Source organism: Vicinamibacterales bacterium, assembly GCA_035699745.1.
GTDB lineage: Bacteria > Acidobacteriota > Vicinamibacteria > Vicinamibacterales > 2-12-FULL-66-21 > JAICSD01.
Genome location: DASSPH010000069.1, coordinates 37,601 through 61,640, shown reverse-complemented (window position 1 = coordinate 61,640; position 24,040 = coordinate 37,601). Strand labels below are relative to the sequence as shown.

At 68.5% G+C, this 24,040-nt stretch carries 15 protein-coding genes; 3 read left to right on the top strand and 12 right to left on the bottom strand.

The genetic code is table 11. The features are described from left to right. Positions 1–58: 58 nt before the first annotated feature. Complete coding sequence (locus VFK57_15750) at positions 59–1,177, bottom strand: hypothetical protein (protein HET7697166.1); 1,119 nt, start codon at positions 1,175–1,177, stop codon at positions 59–61. Positions 1,178–1,332: 155 nt separating this feature from the next. On the opposite strand from VFK57_15750, the gene VFK57_15745 reads away from it, so the two are divergent. Next, positions 1,333–2,598, top strand: coding sequence for a hypothetical protein (locus tag VFK57_15745; GenBank protein HET7697165.1), 1,266 nt, complete (start codon positions 1,333–1,335; stop codon positions 2,596–2,598). 52 nt (positions 2,599–2,650) lie between these two features. On the opposite strand, the gene VFK57_15740 is transcribed toward VFK57_15745, so the two are convergent. The 4 genes from VFK57_15740 to pcnB form a co-directional block, all read right to left on the bottom strand. Further along, positions 2,651–4,372, bottom strand: coding sequence for a CRTAC1 family protein (locus VFK57_15740; protein ID HET7697164.1), 1,722 nt, complete (start codon positions 4,370–4,372; stop codon positions 2,651–2,653). After that, entirely contained in the window at positions 4,369–5,748 is a 1,380-nt protein-coding gene (locus tag VFK57_15735; protein ID HET7697163.1) for a tetratricopeptide repeat protein, read from the bottom strand. Before VFK57_15735 ends, VFK57_15740 begins: the two co-directional genes overlap by 4 nt. Before the next feature lie 87 nt (positions 5,749–5,835). Then, positions 5,836–9,207, bottom strand: a complete 3,372-nt coding sequence (locus VFK57_15730; protein HET7697162.1) for a TonB-dependent receptor — start codon at positions 9,205–9,207, stop codon at positions 5,836–5,838. A gap of 309 nt (positions 9,208–9,516) precedes the next feature. Continuing rightward, positions 9,517–10,884, bottom strand: a complete 1,368-nt coding sequence (pcnB, locus tag VFK57_15725; protein ID HET7697161.1) for a polynucleotide adenylyltransferase PcnB — start codon at positions 10,882–10,884, stop codon at positions 9,517–9,519. Between the two features lie 96 nt (positions 10,885–10,980). Here pcnB and VFK57_15720 point away from each other — a divergent pair, with 96 nt between their 5' ends. Further along, on the top strand, positions 10,981–11,778 hold the full coding sequence (locus tag VFK57_15720) for a hypothetical protein (protein ID HET7697160.1): 798 nt from the start codon (positions 10,981–10,983) through the stop codon (positions 11,776–11,778). A 4-nt stretch (positions 11,779–11,782) separates the two neighbouring features. On the opposite strand, the gene polA is transcribed toward VFK57_15720, so the two are convergent. Beyond that, a complete protein-coding gene (gene polA / locus VFK57_15715; GenBank protein ID HET7697159.1) occupies positions 11,783–14,476 on the bottom strand; it encodes a DNA polymerase I in 2,694 nt (897 codons plus the stop codon). Positions 14,477–14,508: 32 nt separating this feature from the next. Here polA and VFK57_15710 point away from each other — a divergent pair, with 32 nt between their 5' ends. Next, positions 14,509–15,324, top strand: coding sequence for a hypothetical protein (locus tag VFK57_15710; GenBank protein HET7697158.1), 816 nt, complete (start codon positions 14,509–14,511; stop codon positions 15,322–15,324). Between the two features lie 44 nt (positions 15,325–15,368). On the opposite strand, the gene VFK57_15705 is transcribed toward VFK57_15710, so the two are convergent. The 6 genes from VFK57_15705 to VFK57_15680 form a co-directional block, all read right to left on the bottom strand. Then, positions 15,369–15,863: a hypothetical protein gene (locus VFK57_15705; protein ID HET7697157.1), complete on the bottom strand. Its 495-nt coding sequence runs from the start codon at positions 15,861–15,863 to the stop codon at positions 15,369–15,371. 33 nt (positions 15,864–15,896) lie between these two features. Beyond that, positions 15,897–16,859 (bottom strand): WD40 repeat domain-containing protein, encoded by a 963-nt coding sequence (locus VFK57_15700; protein HET7697156.1) that lies wholly within the window; start codon positions 16,857–16,859, stop codon positions 15,897–15,899. Continuing rightward, entirely contained in the window at positions 16,846–17,487 is a 642-nt protein-coding gene (locus VFK57_15695; GenBank protein HET7697155.1) for a hypothetical protein, read from the bottom strand. Before VFK57_15695 ends, VFK57_15700 begins: the two co-directional genes overlap by 14 nt. A gap of 28 nt (positions 17,488–17,515) precedes the next feature. Beyond that, entirely contained in the window at positions 17,516–19,300 is a 1,785-nt protein-coding gene (locus tag VFK57_15690) for a S41 family peptidase (protein HET7697154.1), read from the bottom strand. A 107-nt stretch (positions 19,301–19,407) separates the two neighbouring features. Beyond that, positions 19,408–22,611: an AAA-like domain-containing protein gene (locus tag VFK57_15685; protein HET7697153.1), complete on the bottom strand. Its 3,204-nt coding sequence runs from the start codon at positions 22,609–22,611 to the stop codon at positions 19,408–19,410. Continuing rightward, entirely contained in the window at positions 22,580–23,980 is a 1,401-nt protein-coding gene (locus VFK57_15680) for an AAA-like domain-containing protein (protein HET7697152.1), read from the bottom strand. Before VFK57_15680 ends, VFK57_15685 begins: the two co-directional genes overlap by 32 nt. Positions 23,981–24,040: the final 60 nt, after the last annotated feature.

Below are 24,040 nucleotides of genomic sequence, written 5' to 3'. Positions count from 1 at the left end.
CTCGACCGGCCAGCGTGTCGAGCCGTCCCCGCCGTCCAGCCTGGCGGCGGCTGAAAGCTTATGCGGCGTTCTCTCCTCCGGCGGTGGCCACCAGCCGAATGCCACGCTTTTCGAGCTGTTCGCCAATCCGCGTCCGCAGCTGGGACCACGGAAAGTGATCGAGCGCGGGGCGGACGCTGTCGTCGTATTCGACCGCCCGCGCGCCGCGTCCGGCGACGTGCGTCGCCAGCTGTGCCGCATACATGCGGCACGCTTCCGCAAGCCGCCGCCGCGTCCGCCCGGCCAATTCGGCGAGCGCACGCTCGATGCCGTCTGTCTGCGAGTGCGATCGGCGGGCAGCCTGCAGATTGGTGAGCAGCGCGGTGCGGCGGCGGGCATCTGCCGCGAGAACGTTTCTGACTGGTCCCGGATCGATCCTCCACATGGGTTCGGTCGTGAGCAGCGCTCGCTCGTCGGTCCTGACCACGGCGACGGTGCCGTGGCTCACGGCCGGCGGCTTCGGCAGCCACACCGCGATTTTTATCATGACCTGCGGAGCCGAGCCGCCCGTCGAGTGATAGATGGTAAGCGATCCGCGGCTCGCCTCGCCGCGGACGATCTGCCTCAACCGTTCTGTCTGGCGGCGCATCGGCGCTCCGCCGCGGAGTTTCAGCGTCCAGCGCGCGTCGCGGAGGCGCACGTCCACGGTCCAGCTCCCCTCGTGTTCGCACAGGGACCACGCCTGCGGAGGCAGCATCAGCGGAGCGGGAAAGCGATAGGACGCCAATGACGCGGCGCGCGTCCAGAGGACGGCGTGGCGCTGGGCTCGATACTTCTTGCGGACCGTCTGAATGAGGGCCGAGAGCGACTGCGGCGGCAGCCCGGGAAACAGAAGCCGCGCCTCCGGATACAGATAGATCTGGGGCATCGGGCCGAGCGTCTCGTCCAACGCGCCCCTTCGCAGGTCGCGCGCGTAGAACTCTGACATCAGCCAGTTGGCGCACCGGGTCGTCTCGCCCCACAACGTCCGCAGCTCGGCGCGCAAGTCGTCCCACGACCTCCCGTCGGGTCGAGACACCGGAAGAATCACCGCGCGCAGCGAATAGGCGTCATGTTTGCACGACGGGCAGAAGGCCCGTCCGTTCAGCACCTTCCAGTCGCGCGGCGTCCGCGGCGCGCCCGCCTTCGACGGCGGCATCGCGCGCTCCAGACCGCACCCGGCACATCTGATAATCTGCATTTCAGGGAACATCGCACGATGCCTCGAGCCGCCGCGCCCGCACAACGGATTTCGGGTATCGATACGGCAGCGTCGCGGTGTTCGCACGCCGTAAATTTCCGTATCGAGACGTAATGGTGAGCAGCCGGCCGTCGTCTAACCTGCAGATGCCCCAGCCGTTGAGCGCCGACCAGGAATCCGAGTCACTGCACACCTGGAGGCCCTCGTCAGCGGAGGAGAAGGCCCTGGTACGCGGCCAGCTGACCCGCATCCTCGGCTCGCCGCTGTTCAGTAACAGCCGGAGGTTCCCCGCCTTTCTTCGATTCACGGTCGAGCACGCGCTCTCGTCCAGCGAAACCCTGAAGGAGCGGACGATCGGACACGAGGCCTTCGGCCGGGAGCCTGGATACGACACGTCGCAGGACCCCATCGTGCGAATGGCGGCCGCGGAAGTTCGAAAGCGCCTGGTGCAGTATTACCAGGCCGATCGCGCCGGCGAAGTGGTCATCAGCTATCAGCCCGGATCGTACGTCCCGGAATTCGCTCCACCGTCACGATCCCTCGCCGGCGGAAGCGTGGGCGCCGGAGCCACGGGCGCGCCCGTGCCGCCGGGGCGCACCACATCAATCCTCTGGATTGCCACAGCGCTCGTGGCCGCCGGCGCGTTTGCGGCACTGGCGATGTGGCCGCGCAGCAACATCGCGGCGGAGAACGCGCTCGTCAGATTCTGGCAGCCGATCCTCGGCGAATCGGGTGCGGTCCTGCTGTGCATCGGCGATCCGTATTCGAACGGACAGCAACTCTCGGGTACGCCCGGAGAGACGCCCGCGGGAGACCTGACGCTCCAGGATTTCCTGCAAACCAACTCAGTACGCTTCACCGATTCGGTGACCCTGGCGTTGATCGCCGGAGAGCTGCGCGCGAAGTCCAAGCCTTTTCGCATTCGCCGCCCGGCATCGACCGATCTCAAGGATCTGCGCGAGGGGCCCGTCATCTTGATCGGCGGTTTCAACAACCCGTGGACGTTGAGACTCAGCGAGGGGCTCAGATTCACCCTGGCCGGGGACGAGGACGGCAACTACATCCTCGATCGCACACGCCCCGACAGCCGGCAGTGGCGGACCGGCCGACGGACGACGCGGTTGAAGGATCTCTCCGAGACCTACGGTCTGATCACGCGTATGAAAGATCCCGCGACCGGCGGCTGGGTGATGATTCTCTCCGGACTGCTGCTCGGTACCCGTGCCGCCGCCGAATGCGTGCTGGACGAGACCTGCCTTGCCGGCGCGGAGCCGCCGGCTTCCGTCTGGGGTCAGCGCAACGCGCAGATCGTCGTCAAGGCCGCGGTCGTCGGCGAGGATTCCGGCGCCCCGACGGTGCTCGCCACACACGTGTGGTGACCGGGGAAGCCCACGAACGAGGAGCAGTCCTTGTGATCCGCGACGGCGAAGGCTACTGCCGCGCCACAGTGACGATCCGGTCGACGGCAATGCCGGTCCGCCGCTCGCGCTGGCCGTCGGGCCACTGAATGACGACGGCAGTGATCGCCGGCGACGCGCCAAGACCGAAGTGCAGGCGCACGTCGCTCGCCGAGAGATAGCTCCCGTCGGTGCGCACGCGGCGCCACAGCGTCGGCTGCCCGGCGCGCTCGATCCCGACCCACGCGCCGAACGCGAAGCGGTTCCCGGACGCCTGCCGCAGCGAAATCCCGATCCAGTGATGCGCGCTCTTCGACTCCACCGACTGGTTCAACAGCAGGCTGGCCGGCCCGCCATTGTTGGTGACGGCGATGTCGACGTCGCCGTCGTTGTCGACGTCGCCGAAGGCGGCGCCGCGGCCGATGTCGGTGCGCGCGAACGCCGGCCCCGCCGAGCCGCCGGTTTCGACGAACCGTCCGCTGCCGGTGTTACGGAACAACTGATTCTTCATGCGGAACGGCCGCGGCCTGCCGCGCTGCGCCTCGACGATGTTCACCGCGCCGTTGGTGACGAACAGATCGAGCCGGCCGTCGTTGTCGTAGTCGAACCAGTCCGTGCCGAAGCCGGTATACGGCGCGGTCGGGCCGGCGAGCCCGGCGCGCGTGCGCAGGTCCTCGAACACTCCCTTTCCGTCGTTGACGTACAGCGCGAAGGTCTCGCCGACGATGTTGGTGACGAAGAGATCCTCGTCGCCATCCGTGTCGAAGTCTCCCGACGCGATCCCCATGCTGCCTTCGGGATTGCCGGCGGCGTTCACCGCGGCCCCCGAGAGCATCCCTTCGTCCCGGAACGTGCCCTTGCCGGTGTTGATCCACAACTGGTTCGGCGTGGCGTCGTTGGCGACGTAGAGGTCGAGCCAGCCGTCGCCGTTGTAGTCCCCGGTCGCGACGCCCAGTCCGGCGCCGTACGCCTTGCTGATGCCCGCCGCATCGCTGACGTTCGTGAAGGTGCCGTTGCCGGCGTTGTGATAGAGCGCCGCGGGTACCGGTTTGTAGGCGCGCGGGCTGCAGTAGTCGCGGGCCCCGACGGCGTCGTGGCACACCTTGTTGCCGGCCGGCGTGAAATCCAGATAGCGCGCCACGAAGAGATCCAGCCGCCCGTCACGATCGTAGTCGACGAAGGCGGCGCTCGTGCTCCACAGCCGTTCGCGGATGCCCGACTTCGCGGTGACGTCGCTGAAGGTGCCGTTGCCGTTGTTGTGATACAGCGCCGCCGTCTCGAAGCCGGTGACGACGAGATCGAGCCGCTGGTCGTTGTCGTAGTCGCCGACTGCGACGCCCATGCCGTAGCCGCGGAAGCCCACGCCCGCCGCGGCGGTGACGTCGGTGAAGCGCAGCGTGCGCCTGCCATCCGGCGTGACGGAGAGATCGTTGCGGAACAGCCGGCTGCCAGGATTCTGGTTCGCCGCCCGTTCCGGCTTGCCCGCCCCGAAGGCGGGCCCCCCCTGCACCAGGAACACGTCGAGGTCGTCGTCGCCGTCGTAATCGAACAGCGCCACTCCCGCGCCCATCTGCTCGGCCATGTAGTACTGACCGGTCTCACCCGTGACGTGAACGAATTTCAGTCCGGAGGATTCCGCGCCGTCCACGAACAGCGGCGCCTGGGCGTCGATCGAGATCTGCAGGGAGCTCCGGCCTTCGGGCCGGAGAATCAGAATGCCGATCGCCATCCCGATCGACACGAACGCTCTGCTCATCGAATCCTCGCCAGATCCTTCTCAATCGCCGCCGCGAGCGCGGTGTCGCCGAAGCGCTCCGCCAGCCCCTTAGCATCCATCGCCCACCGGATGGCCTCGTCGCGGCGCCCCGCGCGCAGGTGCGCCGTGGCCAGCGCGAACAGATAGCGCGGCGCCTCCGCGTCGCGTGGCTCGGTAATCTTCGACAGCTCGGCGGCTGCGGCGTCGTTGGCTCCCTGCGCGATCAGCATGCGGCCGAGGTTGAAGCGTGCGATGCGCAGCGTCGGCTGGCTCTCGACGGCGAGGCGGTACTCGGCGGCGGCGTCGGCCGGCCGTCCCAGCCGCTCGAGCATCTGGCCGAGATTGTTGCGCGCCTGGGCGTGCTGCGGATTGAGCTCGAGCGTCTTGCGATACGCGTCCGCGGCGGCGTCCCACCGCTCCTGCATTCCCAGGAGCACGCCATAGTCATAGTGCGCGTCGGCGACGTTGACGGCGAGCGCGACGACGGCGCGGTAGTGCTCTTCGGCTTTGCTCCAGTTGCGCGCGCGCCCGTAGAGCGAGATCAGGTTGGCGTGCGCCTGCGCGAACGACGGGTTGAGCGCCAGCGCCGCTTCGTGCGACGCGATGGCGGCCTCCACCTCGCCGGCCTCCGCCTGTTTCACGCCGCGCTGCAGGAGCGCGCCCGGATCGGCGCGCAGGGCCGCGACCGATTCGGCGAGCGGATCCGGAATCGCCGGCCAGCGCGCGCCGAACCGCGCATGCCTGGCAAGCGCCGCTTCCGCGTCCGCGACCCGGCCGAGGGCGCGATACGAACGCGCCAGCGCATAGTGCGCGGCAGCGAACTCGGGAAAGAGGGCGACGGCGCGCTCGAGGTGCGACACCGCGTCCGCGTGGCGCCCCTCGCGCGCCGCGATCGTGCCGAGGCCGAACTGCACCGCCGGCGCGCAGGATGGATCGGTGAGTTCGGTGAAGCGCGTCCGGCTCTCTGCCAGGTCGCCGGCGTCGAGCAGCGCTTCCGCCAGCTTCAGCCGCGCCGGCAGATAGGTGGGCTCGCGCGCCAGCGCCGCGCGAAGAGCGTCGACCGCCAGATCGGGGCGGGCGAGCCGCACCAGCACGAGCCCCTCCAGGTATCGCCATTCGTGAGCCTTGGGCGCGAGCGCCGACGCGCGCGCGTATGCGGCGCGCGCCGCCTCCCACTGTTCCCACGCGTGCAGCACGCGTCCCAGGTGCCCGGCGGCCTGCGCCTCGCCGGGCGCCGCCTGTGCCGCCTGATAGGCGCGCGCGATCGCCGTCCGCGCCGCTGCCGGGTAGCTGTCGAGCGCCAGCGCGGGCAGCGGCGGCTGCGCCGCGGGCTGCAGCAGCGTGAGCACGACGAGGCCGGGTACGAGCGCGCGCATGGAAATGAAAAGGGGCGCGGCATGGATGCCGCGCCCCTGCAGATTACCCGGTTTCCGGTAACCGGTAACCGGTAACCGGTCGCCGGTTTAGAACGTGAACCGCAGCCCGAGACGCACCATGCGCTCCGGGTAGTTCCCGTTGATGCCCGTGATCTGGCCGTACGTTCCGGAGGTAATGCTGCCCTGCGGGTTGCCATAGACCGCGTGGTTGAGCACGTTCCCGGCTTCGACACGGAACTCGAGACGCTTGGCGCCACCCACCGGGAACATGCGGAACACCGAGAAGTCCAGGTTATAGGCGCCGGGTCCGTAGAACTGGTTCCGGCCGGTGTTGCCGAAGCGCACCCCCGTCGGTTGCGTGAACGACGTCCGATCGAACCAGGGACCCGAGGCGCCGATGTCGCCCAGCACCGTGAACTCCTTGGCCTGATCGGCGGTCTGCAGGTTGTTCGGAGTGTTCAGGCTGGTGCCGCTCGCGGTCACGGTGAACGGCGTACCGCTGAATGCCGCGAAAACGCCGTTGATCTGCCAGTCGTTGATCACCCAGCCAACCGGGCTCGAGCCCAGCGAGCCCTGGCTCTGCCACGGCAGCTGGTAGGCGAAACCCAACTGGAAGTTGTGCCGCCGGTCGAATCCGGCCGGTGCCCAGTTGCGGTGCAACTCGCTCGGCGTGTTATAGCTCAGAGTCGCCCGCCCGTCGTTGTCGCTCTCGTTCATCGACTTGCTGAGGGTGTAGGCTCCCTTGAAGAGCAGCCCTCTCGTGAAGGGCTTGTTCAGAGCGATCTGCAGCGAGTCGTAGTCGGTCTTCAGGCGCTGACCCCAGGAGTTGATGGCCAGGATGCGACCGAGCGACGCGTAGGGACGGCCGGCGTCACCGACGCCGAGCGTCTGCGGCGCGTTGACGTCGACCGCGGCGTAGCCGCCGATGCCCTTGGCGCCGACGTAGGCGACGTCCACCGAGACGTCGAGCGGAAGACGACGCTCGAACGCGACGTTCCAGGTGTGGACCTCGCCGCGATCGACGTTGCCCACTTCCGGCGTGTAGACCGCGGCCGTGCGATCGAGCAGCACCCGGCCCGAGCTGACGTCCGGGCCCCGCAGGATCGGGATGCCCTGCGCGAACGTGCCATACGGCAGCCACTGCCCCGGATTTGAGCTGCTCGACGCGATGGTGACGGGGTAGTCGTTGTCGCCACGCAGCGCGCGCGCCCACGGGGTCGCGTTGAAGGTCAGGCCGTAGCCGGCGCGGAGCACCGTTTTGTCGTTCAGACGGTAGATGCCGCCGACGCGCGGCGCGAAGTTGTCGAAGCTGGCCTCCATCCCGCTGCTCTGCGGGTTCCCGCCGCGACCGGCGACGAGCACATCGAGACGACGGGCGAAGTCGGGGTTGTCGAGATCCAGCCGGTCGATGCCGCGGCCATCGGCGCGCGTCATGATCGGGTAGAACTCCCAGCGCAGGCCGAGGTCGAGCGTCAGCCTGGAGCTGACGTTCCAGCGGTCGCGGATGAACAGTGCGTGCTGCCATTCGCGAGCGGTCATCAGTTCGTTCTGCACGCTCTTCGACGCGGTGCCGACGAGTCCGAGCAGGAACGACGCGTACTGGTTGTAGAAGTTCGATGACTGCGCCCCCGACGCGTTGAGCGCCGTCACGTTGCCTCTGAACTCGAAACGGCCGCGCGGATTGCCGGTTTCCGGCTGCCAGTGATCGAGATACATGAAGTTGACGAAGTAGCCGCCGCGAACGTCGTGGCGTCCCTTGATCTTCGACACGTTCGTGGCCAACGAGTAGGTCCGCTCGTCGCGGAAGATGGGGTTCCAGCCGTCGCGATTGCCGACCGCACTGAACCCGGTATCGAACTGCGGGTAGCCCGCATAGCGCTGGTCGCCGATGCCCTGATCGTTGGTGCCGGGAATGCCGAGCACGTCGAGACCGAAGTTGCCGGCATTGAAGTCGGGCCCGTAGACATCCTGCTTCTGGCGCGAGAACCCGAACGTCATGTCCATCAGCAGCGTCGGGGTCATCGTCCAGGTCTGACCGCCGGTGATCTGGTAGACCTTCGTGAAGCCGCCATCACCTTCCGCGTTCGGGTCCGGACCGAGGTAGTTGGTGAGGTCGTCGACGACCGCGTTCATGTAGCTGACCTTGCCCCACAACTGGTTCGCCGCCGTCCGGTTCCAGTTCAGCTTCAGGTCGAAATTGTCGCGATCGACCGTGCGATCTTCCTGGCGGCGATAGTTGTTGGTCAGGCCGCCGGCGCCGATGCCGGGCTGGGTCGGCAGCGGGAACAACTGCAGCACCTTGAGAGCGATCGGGTCGATGCGGTTCGTCGGAATGACGTTGTTGGCGAACTGCGTCCGGTTGGTGCCGTCGGTGTTGCCGGTCGACGGATCGTAAATGTTCTGGATGGAGCCGTTCGTGTTCACGGCGCCGCTGAAGTCGCCACGGCGCAGCGCTTCATTCGGGACCGTGAAGAACGTAAACAGGCTCTGCTCGCGCTTGTAGCCTTCGAACGACCCGAAGAAGAACACCGCATTGCGACGAACCGGACCGCCGATCGTGCCGCCATACGTGTTCGCCTTCACCGGCAGCTTGGGTGGGGTTGCGCCCGACCCGAAGAACCGCGGCGTCGCGTTCAGCTTGTCGCTGTTGTAGAACTCGAAGGCCGACCCCTTGAATTTGTTCGTCCCGGACTTCGTCACCACCGTCACCGCCGCGCCGCCGGCCATCCCCTGCTCGGCGTCGAAGCTGCTGGTCGAGATGTTGACCGTGTCGATCGTCTCGGCCGGCGAGATGTACATGTTGTGGTTCGGCAGCCAGATGTTCATGTTCGTGGCGCCGTCGGTCCGGGTCGAGTTGTTGGTGTTGACCTGGCCGTTGACGTTGGTGGCCAGCGAACGGGCGGGCGTGTCGGTCTCCGCGTTGCCGAACGCCATCGGCGTCGTCCCCGGCACCAGGTTGATGAGCGCCTGGTAGTTGCGGAACCGGTTCAGCGGCATCGAGGTCAGTTCCTGCGACTTGAGTTCGGTGCTGACGTCGGCCTTGTCGGTCTGGAGGAGCTGCGCCTCCGAGGCGACCGTCACGGTCTCACTGACCGTGCCGACTTCGAGCGTCAGGTCCACGCGGGAGATCTCGCCGATGCTGACCGGGACGCCCGTGCGGACATTCTCGCGGAACCCCTGCAGCGTCACCTTCACGTCGTAGCGGCCCGCCTGCACGTTGTTGAACGTGTAGCCTCCTTCCGCGTCCGTCGTGGCTTCCCTGGTGAGGTTGGTGTCTTTGTTGACGATCGTGACCGTCGCGCCGGGCACGTTGCCGCCCTGCGGATCCTTCACGACTCCCACGATGCTGCCGTACAGCACCTGCGCGATCGTCGCCGACGACGTGAGCAGCAGTAGCGCTCCGATCAGCAGCCCGCTGGCACACCAGCGTTGCGCCGACGTCCGAGAAACGTGGATCACTGTTCCTCCTCCCACTTATGCCTGCCAGATGCCGCAACTCGACGCCGAACCGGGACCGGCGTGCGGCCGGATGTAACGGAAAGGTATACGCCGAGTGGGACGCAAATGGAAGCAGAACTTATGGGCAACTAAACCTTTTCGTTTCAGTCACTTAAGCTCATGCGTATGGTGCCGGATGGTTCCTCGTGGCCGCTTACGGGTAATATCGGCGCATGATCCGCCTGCTTGCAGCAGGTCGCGCCACCTCGGCATTCGGGACCACGGCGGCCGGGCGGCGTTCAAGAACAGCAGGATTCGGCGGAAGAACCTTCAGGCGGGAGATCTCCCGGTTCGCGGACGCCGCCGCCTTCGGCGGCGCCGGCGGAAGGCGGGCGGCGCCCCCGGGGTGAGCGGGTCCGCCGGCGCTCCTGGTCCCGGCTCGGCCTGCAGCGCGCGCCAGTGCTCCAGCGCGTCCGGGCGGTTGCCGTGAATCTCGAGCCAGGTCAGCGCCTCGCCGAGGACGTGCCGGTGCAGCAGCGCGCGCTGCGCGCGGAACGGCGCGCGCAGGTCGTGCAGGCGCGGCTGCAGCGCGAGAATCTGATGGAGCCGCTCCACGTCGCGCCGCGGAATCGGCAGCACGCCCAGCTCGACCCGCCGCTCCAGCGCGTCGGCGCTGAAGCGGCGCTCGCGCCCGGCGAGGCCGAGCGGCGCCAGCAGCGTGCCGGCGAGGATCGCATTCGTCAGCGTCTCGGGGGCGCCCTGGAACTGGTGGCGATATCGGTCGAGCCGCGCCAGCGCGTCCCAGAGCGCGGCGGGGGCGGCGTCGAGCTCCGGCGTGATCTCACGCAGCAGCCGCGTCTCCTTCAGCATCCGGAACGTCTTCTCGGCGCTGCCCGAGCGCAGGATCTTGAAGTACTCCTCCATCAGGCGCGCCGGCGCGGCGCGGCCGATCTCGTGGCGGTGGGTGTCGAACGCCTCGAGGATCGGCTCGTCGATGGTGAAGTCGAGCCGCGCCGCGAAGACGACGGCGCGCAGCATGCGGACGGGATCTTCGAGGAAGCGCGTGCCGGGGTCGCCGATCGATCGGATCAGCCGATGCTCGAGATCCTGCAGGCCGCCGACGTAATCGATGATCGCGTAGGTGCCGATGTCGTAGAAGAGCGCGTTGATGGTGAAGTCGCGGCGGAAGGCGTCTTCCTCCGGCGTGCCGAACGTGTTGTCGCGATGGATCAGCCGATCGTGCGCGCGCACTTTGGCGAGGTGCGTGCCCTCCGACTGCACCTGCTCTTCGATGGTGGCGTCAGGCGGCAGCGGGATGTCCGGCGACGCCTCGATCGCCGCGTCGATCGCTTCAGCCGCCTGCGCGGCATCGGCCGGCAGCTCGGATGGGTCGACCTGCCGGCGGAACGTGGCGACCTCGATCGTCTTGGGCCCGTACTTGATGTGCGCGAGGCGGAAGCGGCGGCCGATGATCCAGCAGTTGCGAAAGAGCTTCTTGACCTGATGCGGGTGCGCGGAGGTGCCGACGTCGAAGTCCTTGGGACGCCGCCCGAGCAGCAGATCGCGCACGCTGCCCCCGACCAGATACGCGACGTAGTTGTGCTCGTGGAGGCGGTACAGAACCTTGAGCGCGTCAGGATCAATGTCGCGGCGAGAAATCGAGTGCTCTGACCGCGCGATGACGGTCGGCTCCACCATCGCGTCCGATTATAGCACCAGGCCGCCGGAGCCATTCGGTAAGTGACGATAAGACAACCACTTATGCCATCACGCAGGTGTGTTAGGATTCCGCGGATGGGCTCCCGTGGCGCGGTGGTGCTGTTCGTCCTCGTGAGCTCGCTGGCGGCGATGGGCACGCCGGACCAGCTCACCCTGGCCCGCCGCTATTACAACCAGGGGCAGCTGGAACAGGCGCTGACCGCCGCGCGCGAGGCGGCGGGCAATCCCAAGACGGCCTCCTCCGCCCGCCTGGTGATCGGCCGCATTCACCTCGAGCGTTACCGGCAGACCAGCACGCCCGCCGATCTCGACGAGGCGCGCAAGGAGCTGCGGCTCGTCGATCGCGCGGTGCTCGATGCGAGAGAGCTGATCGAGCTGCAGGTCGGACTGGCGGCGCTGCTCTATTACGACGAGCGCTACGGCCCCGCCGCCGAACTGCTCGCGCCGATCGTCGAATCATCGTCGACGCTGGCGCCCGACGCGCACGCGCGGGCGCTCGACTGGTGGGCGACCGCGCTCGATCGCCAGGCGCAGGCGCAGGCCCCCTCCGAGCGCGGCATGGTGTATTTCCGGATCACGGAGCGGATGGAAGCCGAGCTGCGGCGCGATCCCTCGTCGGGCCCGGCGAACTACTGGCTCACGTCCGCCGCGCGCTCGGCCGGCGATCTCGATCGCGCGTGGTCGGCGGCGATGGCGGGATGGATTCGCGCCTCGCTCGCGCCCGATCGCGGCGCCGCGCTGCGCGGCGATCTCGATCGGCTGATGCTGCAGGCCATCATTCCCGACCGCGCCGCCCGCCTGCCGCAGCGCGAGCGGCGTCAGGCGCAGGCGGCGATGACGGCCGAGTGGGACACCTTCAAATCGCTGTGGTGATCGATCAGCTCTTGGCCGCTTTCCAGTCGGCGCCGATGCCGACGTCGACGGTGAGCGGCACGGTGAGGGTCACCGCCGACTCCATCAACTGACGCACGGCCGCGGCGGTTTCCCCGGCGGCGGCTTCCGGCGCCTCGAACAGCAGCTCGTCGTGCACCGTGAGGATCATGCGGGCGCGGCCGCCGGCGATGCCGGGCAGCTCCCGGTGCACGTCGATCATCGCCTTCTTCAGGATGTCCGCCGCCGATCCCTGAATCGGCATGTTCACCGCGGCGCGCTCGGCGGCGCCGCGGATCTGGCCGTTGCGGTTGTTCAGATCGGGCACCAGCCGGCGGCGGCCGAACATCGTCTTCACCGAGCCGGTGCGGCGTCCTGATTCGATGATGCCGTCGATGAAGGCGCGCACCGACGGGAAGCCGGCGAAGTAGGCGTCGATGAACGACTGCGCTTCTTCCCGCGAGACGCCGATGTCCTTCGCCAGCGTGAACGCCTGCTTGCCGTAGAGCAGCGCGTAGTTCACGATCTTGGCGCGCCGGCGGAGCTCGTGCTCGCTCAGCCCGCTGGCGGTGCCGAAGACTTTCAGCGCCGTGCGATCGTGGATGTCGACGTTGTTGGTGAAGGCGTCGAGCAGCGCCGGATCGCCCGACATGTGCGCCAGGACGCGCAGCTCGATCTGCGAGTAGTCGGCGGAAATCAGCACGTTGCCCGGATCGGCGATGAAGGCGCGGCGGATTTCCCGCCCCAGCTCGGTGCGGATCGGGATGTTCTGCAGGTTCGGATCGCTGCTGCTCAGGCGTCCGGTTGCCGCGACCGCCTGGTTGAAACAGGTGTGGACGCGGCCGGTGTCGGGATTGACCAGCTGCGGCAGCGCGTCGATGTAGGTGCCTTTCAGCTTCATCAGCGCGCGCCACTCGAGCACCAGCCGCGGCAGCTCGTGATACTGCCCCAGCTCCTCCAGCACCTCGAACGCGGTCGAATGCGCCTTGGTCTTCGACGTGCGCTTCAGCGTCTCCGTCGTCAGGCCCATTTTGTCGAAGAGGATCTCGCCGAGCTTCTTCGGCGAGTTGATGTTGTATTCCTCCCCCGACAGTTCGTAGATGCGCCGCGCCAGCTTGTACAGCTCCTCGTCGATGCGCTGCGCCTGCGAGGCGAGCGCCGGGCCGTCGATGCGGATCCCGGCGCGCTCGATGGCGACGAGCACGGGGAGCAGGGGATGCTCGAGCTCCTCGTACACGGCCTCGAGTCCGTCGCGCGCGAGGATGGCGCGCAGCGGCGCCGCGAGCTGCAGCGCCAGGTCGGAGCGCTCGCCGGCGTAGTCGAGCGCCGCCTGCACCGGGATCTGGGCGAACGTCATCGCTTTGGCGCCGCGGCCGCAGACGTCGTCCTCGGTCAGCGCCTTGTACCCGGTGTGCTCGAGCGCGAGGTCCTCGATGAGATGCGACGACCGGTTCGCGTCGACCAGGTAGCTCGCGAGCATCGTGTCGGTCTCGAGCCCCTGCAGCGCCACGCCATGGCGGGCGAGCACGATGGTGTCGAACTTCAGGTCGTGGCCGACCTTGCGGATCGCCGCGTCCTCGAGCACCGGCTCGAGCGCGTCGAGCGCGGCGCGCGCGTCGAGCCCGCCGTCGAAGCCGAGGCCGGAGCCCGCGAACGGCACGTAGCGCGCCTGAAAGCGCGCCGTCGAGAACGACAGCCCGACGATGCCGGCGCGCATCGCCGACGGGGCGTCGGGCAGCACCCGCAGCGCGAACCGGCCGGCGGCGCGCAGATCGGCCGCCAGCGCGGCCACCCCGTCGAGCGTGTCCACCACCGCGTAGTCCTTGCCGACGGTCTGCGCCGTCGGCGCGAACTCCATCACCAGCGTGCGGAAGCCGAGCCGCGAGAACAGCTCGAAGCACCGCTGCTGCGACGCGCCGCGATAGCGCATCGCCTCCGGGTCGAACTCCACCGGACAGTCGACGTGGATGCGCGCCAGCGTGCGGCTCTGCCGCGCGTCTTCGGCGTGGTTCTGCAGCCCTTCGCGCTGACGCTTGTTCGGCACCTCCGCGGCGTGCGCGAGCAGGGTCTCGAGGTCGCCGTACCTGGCGATCAGATCGCGCGCCCCTTTCTCGCCGATGCCCGGCACGCCCTTGATGTTGTCGATCGTGTCGCCCATCAGCGCGAGCACGTCGACGACCTGCGCCGGCGCGACGCCGAACTTCTCCTTCACCCCGGCGGCGTCGAACCAGGTCCCCTCCTCCTTCGGGTTGTAGACCTTGATGCCGTCGTGCACCAGCTGGAAGAAGTCCTTGTCGCCGGTGACGATCGCCACCTCGAATCCGGCCGCCGCCGCTTTGGTCGCCAGCGTGCCGATCACGTCGTCGGCTTCGTAGCGCTGCGACGTCAGGATCGGCACTCCCATCGCCTCGCAGGCCTCGTGCACCAGCGGGATCTGTTCCGCCAGATCGCCGGGCATCGGCGTGCGGTTCGCCTTGTAGTCGCTGACGATCTCGTCGCGGAACGTCGGACCGGCGAGATCGAACGAGGCGGCGATGTACTGCGGCTGGTGATCGTTGATCAGCTTCCGCAGCATCGTCACGAAGCCGTAGACGGCGTTGGTGGATTTTCCGTCAGCGGGATTCGTCAGCCCGCGAATCGCGTGATACGCGCGATACATCTGCGAGCTGCCGTCGATCAGGTACAGTCGCGGCGGCGTCATTCGGAGGGAAGCTTCAGTATATCATTCGCCTGATGCACTCACGCTGGCGCGCGGCCCTGCTCGCCGTGGCCGTGGCGGCGATGGCGGCGGTCGTGAGCGCCTGCGGCGGCCGCGGCGGCGGACCGCTCGGAACCGAGTACGAGTACGAAGAAGATCTCGCCATCCGCCTCGACGGTTCCGCGACGCTGGTCATCAACGCGTCGGTTCCCGCGCTCGTCGCGCTGCGCGGCCTGCCGCTGAACACGGCGCTGAACACCCGCGCCGACGAGCTGCGGACGCAGCTGCGATCGCTGTATTCATCCGAGCACACCCGCGTCGGCAGGATCAGCAGCTGGGCGCGGCGCGGCCGGCGCTTCGTCGGCGTCCACCTCGTCGTCGACGACATCCGCGCCCTGACCGGGGTCGCGCCGCTGTCGTGGGCGACGTACGATCTGCGCCAGGAAGGGGAGCAGTTCGTCTTCCGGCAGACGCTGTCGAAGCCGTCGAGCCCGGGACCGCTGACCGCCGGGCTCACCGGCGACGAAGTGGTCGCCTTCCGCCTGCACATCCCGGCGCGGATCCGCTTCCAGAACTCCCGCTACCTCGAGAAGGACGAGTCGCGCCCGGCGGCGCGCGGCAACATCGTCACCTGGGAGCAGCGGCTGCGCGAGCGGCTGCAGGGAAAGCCGATCGCCTACGCGGAAGATCGGACGCCGGACGTGATGGAAGCGCGCATGGATCGCCAGTCGATCCTCTACCGCACGCTGTGGCTGTTCGGAATCGCCTTCGTCGCCGCGATGCTGGTGATTGCCGCGCTCATCTGGCTGACGATGCGGCGCGGCGGAAAGCCGGAGGGCGCGGCTGGCTAGCGGCGCGCCGCCGCGTCAGCCCGGACCGCGCAGGTCGACACCACTCACCGCACGCACTCGGCGCATGCCGCCTTGAACGCAGCGCCGGCGCGGAGGAATGCCTCCCATACCTCGTTGAACTTCTTCAGAAAATCGTTGTAGAGCGTCGTGAAGGCCGAGAGCTCGGAGTCGTACGTCTCGCTGACTCTCTCGAGCTTGGTGCGAAGCTGCGAGTCGGCTCTCTCGAGGTCCGCCTGGGCGATCAGGAGTTCCCGGGCCTTCTGCGCGAGCGCCGGGAGACCTCCGTTGCTGAGCTGCGCGGGGACGTCGCGCGTCAGGTCGCGTATCTTGAACAGCGCTTCCTCGAACAGAAACAGGTACTTCACGGCGTCCGTGCGGTTCTTGTCCCTGGCGTAGCGACTGGTCTCTTCGAAGTTCCTGCGCAGCGCGCTGAGCGGGTCCTGTCTCGCTTTGTCGAGCTGTGCGACAGCTTGCGCGGGAGCGATCGCGACCACGGCTGCAAGCAGCGCGATTCGACGAATCGATTGAGCGTCGAACATGTCATCTCTCCTCTTCCTTGTCAGCCGGATCGGTCACTTCTGGATGGTCCACAGCGCAATCACGCGATCGTCGGCAGCCGACGCCAGCAGCGCGCCGTCCGGCGAGAACGCGAGGGAGCGGACGGGCGCGGTGTGCCCGGTGAACGAGTGCGTCGGCGTTCGAGCCTCGACGTCCCACACCATGACGATCCGCTCTGCGCTCGCCAGTAGACGCCCGTCGGGCGAGAACGCGACCGCCGAGGCCTGGTTCGGCGGTCCGGCCACGTGCTGCACGGCGGCGGCCTGGCTGACATCCCAGATGCGCACGGAGTCTTCCGCCGGCGCCTCCTGTCCCGACGCCAGCAGCTTGCCGTCCGGCGAGAAGTCCAACGACTTCACCTGTCCGGGCACCCCTTGGTACTGGACCAGCGGCTTGCCGCTGACCGCGTCGTACAGAACGAGCGTGCGATCGGTGGCGGCGACCGCGATCGTCTTGCCGTCCGGCGCCGCCGCGATGCCGCCGATGCGGTAGAGATTCGGCGCGGTGACCCGGGCGAGCGCTTTTCCCGCCGCCACGTCCCACGTCCTGACTTCGTCGGCGGTGGCCGTGACCAGGAGCGAGCCGCCGCGCGACAACGCGACCGCGTCCACCACCCTCGCGTGCGCCCGGATCGTCCGGACGCGGGCGGTTTTCGCAATGTCCCAGATTTCGGCGGTGCCCTGCTCCGCGCCGGCGCGGGCGATGAGTCCTGCGGCCGGAGAGACGGAGATGACCGTCGTACTTGCAGCCGCGTCGAACTCGGGAACCCTCTGCCAGATGCCCCGCGACCTGCCATCGGGAACGTCCCAGAGGCGAATCGTATAGTCGGCGGCGCCGGACAGCAGCGTACGGCCGTCCGCCAGAAACGACACCACGCGCACCTCGCTGGTGTGTCCGCTGACCGCGGTTTGACCGGACCAGCCGTGCATGCCGGCGAGTACGAGCAGCACTCCGATCGAGAGGTCAAACCGCGGCATCGGACCCTCCGGGCGGGAAGACAGGTCGCTCCAGGTCTATGCGATCGCAGCGGAGCGCCTTCGGGCACGAACGGTTGAAGACGGCACAGTAGTCGGGAGGACTGGAGCGGTCCGGCGCCGACGGATCCGCGTCCGCCAGCGCCTCCGCGGCGGCGTAGACGAGCTGCGGCGGGAAGTACTCGCGGCCGCGGTCACCGGCCGGTGCGGCCGGCAGGAGATCCAGCCGGTCCTCCTCGTTGGGACGCGCGACGACATGCCAGATCGCGCCATCCGGCGTCGCTTCGAGATACGACCACGGGAACAGCGAGCAGTCGCTGAAGAGCAGCGGCCCGCCCAGCGCTCTGGCGATCTCGCGCGCCAGCGCGGCGGGCGTGAAGCGCGGCGGAATCGCCCTGCCCCAAAGCTTGAGATCCAGCCGGAACTGGCCTGCACGGAGCAGCCATTCGACGGTGACGTCTCCCCACGGCGCGGTCTCCGCCGGGACGTCCCACGTGCGCTTGTCGCAGCCATTCCACGTCGACAGCACGACGACGTGCGCGGCCGCGGTTGCCGTGCGAATGGCGCGCACCAGCTCCGGCGTCACCTCGTCGAGATCAGCGCTCAGGTCGAACGTTCGCACGCCGGTCACCCCGCCGTCATTCCTGATTCGTCAATGCCTACCAGACACCGGTCTGGATCAGATTGACGATCGCGGTCGAGAACGCCTGCACGAACGGCGTCCCGGCGCTCATCAGGTTCTCGCGCGTCATGTAGTTCTGCAGAATGTCGGGGCGGACGCCGATGTTCTCGATGTACGGCGCCGGGGGATAGTCGGAGGTTTGAACGATCCGTCCGCGGTTGGCGAGCGACACGGTGATCGAGAACGAGCTTTCGGTGTACGCCGTGGCCTGATAGTTCCTGACGCTGCCGCCCGCCCCCATCGTGCGCATTCCGAACAGCGGCCCGCGCTGATTGTCCTGAACGATCGCCGCGAACATGTCGGCAGCCGAGGCGGAGAATTCATCGATCAGGACGAGCAGCGGCTTGGTGTACCGCACCGCATTCGGCGTCAGCGTCACGCTGCCGGTCGGATTCAGCGCGACCGGTGCGCTCCTGCCGCGCTGCTCCTGGTACGCGCGGAGGACTTCTGCAAAGTTGTTCTGCAGGTTGCTGATGATCTGGGGCGGCGCGTTCGACAGTTGCGCCGCTTCGACTGAGTTCGCGAACGCGGCGAGCCATGTCGCAGTGGCGCGAATCTCGAAGCCGAGCGTGCGGAACGGCGACGGCATCAACCGCTGAAGGATGGAATCGCCAAACACGATGTTTCCTCCCGGATTCCGCATCACGTCGACGACGAGGCCGTCCGTGTTCGCGGTGAAGAAGGCGATCTCCTGATCGAGCTGCTGCAGCGCGACCGACGTGCTCGGCGGCGAGAAACTGGGAATGCGGATGTAGCCGATGGTGCGGCCGCCCGCCGGGAAGACGCCGGTCAGGAAGAAGTCGGAGCTCGGCCCGCCGCGGCGGCGCACGAATCCGGGCGGCATCGCATAGACGGGCGTCTTGGTGCCGAAGTTGAGCACGCCCTCCGGCGCCCGCGTCAGCGCGGCATTCAGCAGCGGGCGGAGCGGTTCCATATACCCGGGAAGAGTGTCGTCGACGACCCCCGTGTCCGCGCCGCGATAACGCGACCGCGGGAGCGGCGCCTCCGCGACGTCGTCGGCGGCCGGTGCGGCGGTCGCCGCGCGGGTCAGCCGGTACGGGCGCCGCCCAGGGCTGGGGACCGGCCCTTGCGACGTAATCGGCGTGCCGCTCTTGAACCACGGCACGAGCCACGTGTTCTGGACGCCGCTGCTGTCCAGCCGGATGCGCAGCGCCGCCGTGTCGCCGAGGTCGGGCGCGTGCGGAAAGAAGTTCTGCGACCGGAAGGTCAGGAGGTCGGCGGCCAGCCGGTCGGTGATCTGCGGAACACCCACCTGCGCGTACTTGGCGAGCGCGGCGATGGCGTCGCGGACGGGGATGCCGTCGAACGCGATCAGCTCGTCGCCGATGCCGAATGGGAACTGGGCGAGCGGCAGTGCGGTGCGATCGATCGCGTCGATCAACACGCGGCCGTCGTAGATGTCGAACCGCAGAGGAAGCGCCGCGTCGAAATTGGAGGGAAACGACACGCCCACATGCGCGTCGTTCAGCGACGCCGCGTAGTCGATCAAGACTTCCTGGAAGTCCAGGTCATCCGTCTTGTGAATCGCCTGGAACCAGTCGTTGAGCCGCAGCAGGTCGATCCCGAACAGGTCGCGCTTCCACTCGTAGGGCGCGTAGTTCTTGGCGTAGAAGCCGGCCAGCTGGTTCAGATCGGCGGTGCGCTGCGGCTCGGTGAGCGCCGTCTGCGCATGAATGCTGGCGGACGCTGACAGCAGTACCGCGATCGCAGCGGAAATGCGTGTGACTCGTGCATGCGGCATGACACTCCTCCGGGAACGGCCGAGACGAGCCTACGCAGCCAGCGCCCGGCCGAGGCACACCGAAATGCACCGGCCGGACGTGGCGTGATTTGGCGCGAGATGGGGTGTCAGCGCGACGGCATCGACGCCGCGGCGCGCCACAGCCGGATGGTGCGATCGGCCGAGCCGCTGGCAAGAACCTGGCCGTCATGCGCGAACGCGAGCGCGTGAATGCGGTCGCGATGACCGAACAGCGTCATCAGCTCGTGCCCGGTCTCGACGTCCCAGAACTTGATGACGCCGTCGGCGCCGCCGGACGCGATCCGGCGTCCGTCGGGTGAGAACACCGCGCTCGTGACCCAGCCCTGGTGTCCGCGCAGCTCCGCACGCGGCGTGCGCGTGCGCATGTCCCACAACCGGATCACGCCGTCGAAGCTGGCGGTCAGCATCGTGCGGCCGTCCGGCGAGAAATCGAACGCCGACACGTAATCGGTGTGCGGCGCCGTCGCCGCCATCGGCGCGAACGGCGAGATCGACCAGAATGTCACTTCACCCTGCCGGTTGCCGCTGATGAGAGTGCGCCCGTCCGGCGACATCGCGAGATTCGGTCCCACGTTCACGCTGGTCTCGAGCCGCGACAGAGGCGTCTCGCGGGTCACGTCCCACAGCACGAGGTTGAAGTTGCCGCAGGCGACGAGACGCCCGTCAGGCGTGAATACGGCACCCGTGAGTGCCGGGGTCGAGGGCAACGCCCGAGTCTCGCGTGCCGCGACTACGTCCCACACGACGACGCCGCGTTCATCGTCCTTGACCGCGATGAGCCGGCCGTCGGAGGAGAGGCTCGGCGCCAACCCGATGCGCCCACCCTGCGTCAGGGTCGCCGCCGCCTGACGTGCGCGCCAGTCCCAGATCCGCACCGTCCCGTCGTAGCTGGTGGAGATCAATCGACGATCGTCTGGCGTGAACACCAGTCCGGTGACGACATCCGTGTGGCCTTCGAGGACCGCAGCATCCTGGTCGACGCGGCCCGGCCCTTCGACGGGCCACACGCGAAGCTCTCCTTGATCTCCGGCGGTAACCAGGCGGCGCCCGTCCGGCGACAGTCCGATCGCGAGGTACCGCTGCCCGCCGGTCCGGACTCGCGAAACTTCGCGGCGGCGGCCGAGATCCCAGAGGCGAACGGTACCGTCGCTGCTCGCCGACACGATCGTGCGTCCGTCCGGCGACGCCGCCAGGTGCGAGACCACGGTCGTGTGACCGGCGAGCGTCGCCAGCACCCGGCGCGACGCCGTGTCCCAGATCTTCAGCGCCTGCTCCCAGCCACCAGTGACCAGCGTCCGGCCGTTGCCCGTCAGCGCCAGCGTCTCGACGTCGCCGTCGTGGGGCAGTTGCGCGATCTCGCGGCGCTGGTGGACATCCCACAGCCGGACGGTGTTGTCCCAGCTCCCCGAGACCAGTTGCGTTCCGTCGTCCGTGAAGCGCACCGCGTTGACACCGCGGGTGTGGCCGGTGAGTGTCGAGAGCAGTCGCCACGATGCCGTATCCCACAACCGGATCGTGCGGTCGAAGCCGGCAGTGGCGAGCAGCCGCCCGTCCGGCGAAAACGCCACGTCGCGCAGCCGGTCGGTGTGGCCGCGCAGCTCCTGGAGGAGCGTTCCGCCCGCCGCGTCGTAGACGCGGACCCAGTCGAGCGCCCCGCCCGCCACCAGCATGCGTCCGTCGGGTGAGAACGTGACGGCGGTCTGCCCTCCGTGCTGAGCATCACCGACCGTGAAGAGCAGACGACGTGACGCGAGATCCCAGACATCGAGCAGTCCGCGCCATCCGGCGACCGCGAGGCGAGCGCCGTCGGGCGCGAAGGCAACACGGGTCGGATCCTCGACGCGTCCGCGCAGCGGGGGCTGGTCGCCGTGGGTGAGCCGCCACAGGTAACGCCACTCGAAGCCGCGCAGATCGCGCTCGCCCGCTGCAGGGACGTGATGCTCCAGCAGCGCCCGCGTCCGCCCCGCCCCGGACGCGTTCCACGCCTGCGCGGCCAGATTCATCTCGGCCGCGTACAGCAGACCGCGGCTGCGGTCCTGCTCGGCGCGCAGCTGGCCGTGCTGCCGCCACAGCGCCGCCACACCGCCCAACACCGCGGCGAGCACGACAGCCGCGGCGATCCCGGTCCTCAACGCGCCACGCCGGAACGCGGCGCGCTGCCGCCGGACCTCCGCATCAGGGAGATGCCGCGCGACCCACGCCCGATCGAAGACGCGCGCATAGATCTCGTTGCGGACGCGCAGCCGATCTCCGTCCGCGCGGACGATGCCGGAGAGCCGCAGCGCGCTGACCACCGGATTGACCCGATCGTCGCCGCCGCGGCCGTCGCCGCGCAGGACGGATGCATAGAGATCGAGCAGCGGCGTGCGCAGCGCATCCTGCGTCAGCAGATGTTCGCGCACGAAGATCAGGTTGTCGTCGCGTTCGGCAGCATGCGGCGACAGAAAGAGCTGCTGACAGCACCGGTCCACGTCGGCATCGTTTCGCACCGACGGGTCGCGGGCGATCGCCAGGCAGAGCCGCTGGGTGAGATACGGATGCGCGCCCGTCCAGTAGCCGATCCGGGCCAGCAGGGCGCGCGCCGCATCCGGAGGACGGCCGAGTCCGGCCGCGAGGACGACGGCTTCGGTCGGCGTGAAGTCCGCAAGCTCGATTCGCCGTCCGATGTTGAACGGGGTCAAGGTCGGATCGGCGATCAGGTCGGTCGGGGCCGCGACGCCCAGCAGGCAGAACGACAGCCGCCGCATCGCCGGCTGGCGGGCGCGGCGATTGAAGATCTCGCGGATGCCGGCAAAGAAGTCGTCGGTGCGGAACGGCAGGCTGCGGACGACGTCGATCTCGTCGACGAAGATCGCGAGCGGCCGCGGCCGGGGAATGACGAGGAGATCGCGCAGGACCTTGAGCCATCGCTGCGTCGGCGGCAGATCGCGCAGCGCCGACCACGCCGCGTCCACGGCGGATTCCATCCCGAGCTGCTCGCCGACTTCCGTGAGCAGCCCGCGATACCACTGCTCGACCGTGACGTGAAGGCCGATGGCCGTGAGATCGACGACCGCCGCATCGATGCCGTTCTTGCGCAGCTCGGCGACCGTCCGCACCATCAGGGACGACTTGCCCATCTGGCGCGCGGTGAGGACGTAGCAGAACTCGCCGGCGATGAGCGCCTCGAGCAGCTCCGCGTCGGCATCGCGGACTACATAGCTGGGCGCATCGCTGGCCAGCGCTCCGCCGGTGACGAAGAAGTCGGGCGCACGCACGTCACTCGCCGGCGGCGGCGAAGTATGCAGCATAGAGTCCGCACCGCGGGCGAGCGTCTTCAGGTGCGTCGCCGACGATCAGTCCGGCGCTGCGCAGCCGGTAGAAGACGTCGCGCCCCGGACACCGCCCGCCCGCGACGACGGCCCGCATCGCCTGCCGTGCCGCCGGATCGGCCTCGAGGAGCACCGCGACGTGCCGGAGATGATCGGCGAGCGGCCCCGCTCCTTTCCGCGCGTCGCGCTCGACATCGTCCAGTGTCGAACCGTGCGTCAGCCCGTGCAACGCGGTCTGCACCAGGTAGGGGTGACCGCCGGCGACCGCGACGAGCCGATCGAGCGCCGCGTCCGACGCGAGCGGCGAGCCGTGCCTGCTGTTGAGCGCCGCGACCTCGGAGCGTGTGAAATCCTCGAGCGTCACTCGCACGCCGACGTTGAACGGCGATTGGTTCAGATCGCGGATGAGGAGGTGGGCTTCCGTGGCATAGGCCAGCACGAGCGTCAGGCGCCGCCACGGCGCCAGCGGGTCCAGCGCGCGCCGGTTGTACCAGGAACGAAACAGGCCGTAGACGTCGATCGCGTAGTCGCGCCCGACGAGGCGATCGACCTCGTCAATCCCCCAGATCAGCGGTTCGGGGCTGGCGGCGAGGACGCTGCGCTGCAGATGGCGCGAGAAGTTCGTGTTGGGGCTGTCCTGAACGTTCCAGTCGGCATGAATCGGCGATTTGACGGACACCTGATCCGCCAGGCTCCGGCCCAGCGCCTGGAAACAGGTCGCCGCCGACCGCAGATCGTCGGAGCCCAGTGCCTGGACGTCCGAAATGGCCACCCTCATGCCCGCGCGGCGCGCGCGATCCAGCGTCCGCGCCAACAGCGAACTCTTGCCCACCTGGCGCGCGCCTTTGATCAGGACCAGGCCCGCTCCGTGTCCGACGGCCTGGTGGACGTCGTCGTCGGTGGGGCGCTCGATGTAGAGCCTCGAGTCGAGCGGGATGGCGCCGCCGACCGGGTCCAACGCGCCCAGGTGCTCCGTCAGCGCCGAAGCCCGGGCCGCGGGCGGTCGCGTTTCTTCGTCATCTCCTGGCGGCGTGGATCGGCGGTCGAGCCAGGTGTCGATGTCGCCGGTCTCCGCGAACACCGATCCACTGGAGGCATGCCGGTGACGCCTGACAGGCAAGCCCTCCTCGCGCTCCCATCGCTGCACGGTGGTAACGCCGCGCCGCAGGTAGTCGGCGATCTCCTTCCAGGAGTGCAGCCGCCGGCTGGCGGCGGGCGGTCCCGAATCGGCGCGAGGCGCGGTCGACACGGCGGGTGGGGCAATTGTAGTCGCTGGGGCGGCCCGGGCGACGCTCGGTCCAGAACCCCGTTTGGCGCCATTTCGCTCCATCGGCGCCGGCTGCAGCACGTCACCTGCCGTGCGCGTCAGGTTTCACACCGCCGTGCGTCTCCGTGTTGATCGCCACAG

Bases quoted from the DNA above. Each gene is read 5' to 3' on its own strand.
- VFK57_15750 (HET7697166.1), bottom strand. From the start codon at position 1,177: ATGCCGCCGTCGAAGGCGGGCGCGCCGCGGACGCCGCGCGACTGGAAG.
- VFK57_15745 (HET7697165.1), top strand. From the start codon at position 1,333: ATGGTGAGCAGCCGGCCGTCGTCTAACCTGCAGATGCCCCAGCCGTTG.
- VFK57_15740 (HET7697164.1), bottom strand. From the start codon at position 4,372: ATGAGCAGAGCGTTCGTGTCGATCGGGATGGCGATCGGCATTCTGATT.
- VFK57_15735 (HET7697163.1), bottom strand. From the start codon at position 5,748: ATGCGCGCGCTCGTACCCGGCCTCGTCGTGCTCACGCTGCTGCAGCCC.
- pcnB (HET7697161.1), bottom strand. From the start codon at position 10,884: ATGGTGGAGCCGACCGTCATCGCGCGGTCAGAGCACTCGATTTCTCGC.
- VFK57_15720 (HET7697160.1), top strand. From the start codon at position 10,981: ATGGGCTCCCGTGGCGCGGTGGTGCTGTTCGTCCTCGTGAGCTCGCTG.
- polA (HET7697159.1), bottom strand. From the start codon at position 14,476: ATGACGCCGCCGCGACTGTACCTGATCGACGGCAGCTCGCAGATGTAT.
- VFK57_15710 (HET7697158.1), top strand. From the start codon at position 14,509: ATGCACTCACGCTGGCGCGCGGCCCTGCTCGCCGTGGCCGTGGCGGCG.
- VFK57_15705 (HET7697157.1), bottom strand. From the start codon at position 15,863: ATGTTCGACGCTCAATCGATTCGTCGAATCGCGCTGCTTGCAGCCGTG.
- VFK57_15700 (HET7697156.1), bottom strand. From the start codon at position 16,859: ATGCCGCGGTTTGACCTCTCGATCGGAGTGCTGCTCGTACTCGCCGGC.
- VFK57_15690 (HET7697154.1), bottom strand. From the start codon at position 19,300: ATGCCGCATGCACGAGTCACACGCATTTCCGCTGCGATCGCGGTACTG.
- VFK57_15685 (HET7697153.1), bottom strand. From the start codon at position 22,611: ATGCTGCATACTTCGCCGCCGCCGGCGAGTGACGTGCGTGCGCCCGAC.